At 56.8% G+C, this 2,683-nt stretch carries 1 rRNA gene; it reads right to left on the bottom strand.

Annotated elements, in window-relative coordinates:
* Positions 1-6: 6 nt before the first annotated feature.
* A 23S ribosomal RNA gene (locus ABFX50_RS50435) occupies positions 7-2,683 on the bottom strand; the annotation flags it as partial.

The raw sequence follows: 2,683 nt of genomic DNA, 5'->3' as shown, positions 1-2,683 counted from the left end.
TGCTTTGTGGTCAAGTCCTCGGCCTATTAGTACCGGTCAGCTCCACACGTTACCGTGCTTCCACCTCCGGCCTATCAACCCGGTCGTCTACCGGGAGCCTTACCCACTCTCGTGGTGGGAGACCTCATCTCAAGGCGAGCTTCCCGCTTAGATGCTTTCAGCGGTTATCCCTTCCGAACGTAGCCAACCAGCCGTGCACCTGGCGGTACAACTGGCACACCAGAGGTTCGTCCGTCCCGGTCCTCTCGTACTAGGGACAGCCCCTTTCAAGTCTCCTGCGCGCGCAGCGGATAGGGACCGAACTGTCTCGCGACGTTCTAAACCCAGCTCGCGTACCGCTTTAATGGGCGAACAGCCCAACCCTTGGGACCTACTCCAGCCCCAGGATGCGACGAGCCGACATCGAGGTGCCAAACCATCCCGTCGATATGGACTCTTGGGGAAGATCAGCCTGTTATCCCCGGGGTACCTTTTAGCCGTTGAGCGACGGCGCTTCCACATGCCACCGCCGGATCACTAGTCCCAGCTTTCGCTCCTGCTCGACCCGTCAGTCTCACAGTCAAGCTCCCTTGTGCACTTACACTCAACACCTGATTGCCAACCAGGCTGAGGGAACCTTTGGGCGCCTCCGTTACTCTTTAGGAGGCAACCGCCCCAGTTAAACTACCCACCAGACACTGTCCCCGATCCGGATCACGGACCAGAGTTAGACGTTCAAAACGACCAGAGTGGTATTTCACCAATGACTCCACCCGAACTAGCGTCCGAGCTTCACAGTCTCCCACCTATCCTACACAAGACGTTCCAAACGCCAATGTCAAGCTGTAGTGAAGGTCCCGGGGTCTTTCCGTCCTGCTGCGCGTAACGAGCATCTTTACTCGTAGTGCAATTTCGCCGGGTCTGCGGTTGAGACAGCGGGGAAGTCGTTACGCCATTCGTGCAGGTCGGAACTTACCCGACAAGGAATTTCGCTACCTTAGGATGGTTATAGTTACCACCGCCGTTTACCGGCGCTTAAGTTCTCACCTTCGCCACTTGCGTGGCTAAGCGGTCCCCTTAACGTTCCGGCACCGGGCAGGCGTCAGTCCGTATACATCGTCTTACGACTTCGCACGGACCTGTGTTTTTAGTAAACAGTCGCTTCCCCCTGGCCACTGCGACCCCCACCAGCTCAGAAAGCTAGTTTCGTCACCAGCAGAGGTCCCCCTTCTCCCGAAGTTACGGGGGCAATTTGCCGAGTTCCTTAACCACAGTTCACCCGATCGCCTTGGTATTCTCTACCTGACCACCTGAGTCGGTTTAGGGTACGGGCCGCCACAACACTCGCTAGAGGCTTTTCTCGGCAGCATAGGATCATCCACTTCGCCACAATCGGCTCGGCATCACATCTCAGGATACGTGTGTCGCGGATTTGCCTACGACACTCCCTACATGCTTACCCCAGGAACAACCATCGCCTGGGTTGGACTACCTTCCTGCGTCACCCCATCGCTTACCTACTACCCGATCGGATCGAGCGTTCAGCCTCACCACTTGTCCCGAAGGACGCTGCGGGGCTTAAGGACTCTTAGCATCACGAGGTTCGATATGGGCGTGTTAAAGCGGGTACGGGAATATCAACCCGTTGTCCATCGACTACGCCTGTCGGCCTCGCCTTAGGTCCCGACTTACCCTGGGCGGATTAGCCTGGCCCAGGAACCCTTGGTCATTCGGCGGCAGGGTTTCTCACCCTGCATTCGCTACTCATGCCTGCATTCTCACTCGCACAGCCTCCACAACTAGATCACTCTGCTGCTTCGCCGGCTGCACGACGCTCCCCTACCCATCAACCCCGCAAAGGGGTCAATGCCACGACTTCGGCGGTGTACTTGAGCCCCGCTACATTGTCGGCGCGGAATCACTTGACCAGTGAGCTATTACGCACTCTTTCAAGGGTGGCTGCTTCTAAGCCAACCTCCTGGTTGTCTCTGCGACTCCACATCCTTTCCCACTTAGCACACGCTTAGGGGCCTTAGTCGGTGATCTGGGCTGTTTCCCTCTCGACTACGGAGCTTATCCCCCGCAGTCTCACTGCCACGCTCTCACTTACCGGCATTCGGAGTTTGGCTGACGTCAGTAACCTTGTCGGGCCCATCGGCCATCCAGTGCTCTACCTCCGGCAAGAAACACGTGACGCTGCACCTAAATGCATTTCGGGGAGAACCAGCTATCACGGAGTTTGATTGGCCTTTCACCCCTACACACAGGTCATCCCCCAGGTTTTCAACCCTGGTGGGTTCGGTCCTCCACGAGGTCTTACCCTCGCTTCAACCTGCCCATGCGTAGATCACTCCGCTTCGGGTCTACAGCATGCGACTCAAACGCCCTATTCAGACTCGCTTTCGCTACGGCTCCCCCACACGGGTTAACCTCGCCACACACCATAACTCGCAGGCTCATTCTTCAAAAGGCACGCAGTCACATCACACACCAGCAAGCTGATGTAAGCTCCTACGGCTTGTAGGCACACGGTTTCAGGTACTATTTCACGACCCCTCACCGGGGCACTTTTCACCTTTCCCTCACGGTACTAGTGCACTATCGGTCATCAGGGAGTATTTAGGCTTACCAGGTGGTCCTGGCAGATTCACACAGGATTTCTCGGGCCCCGTGCTACTTGGGATCCCCTCAAACAGTCGACAAG

This window comes from Nonomuraea recticatena, assembly GCF_039533245.1.
GTDB classification, from domain to species: domain Bacteria; phylum Actinomycetota; class Actinomycetes; order Streptosporangiales; family Streptosporangiaceae; genus Nonomuraea; species Nonomuraea roseola.
Note: the sequence above shows the minus strand (reverse complement) of the source record. Positions and strands in the feature narration are given on the sequence as shown.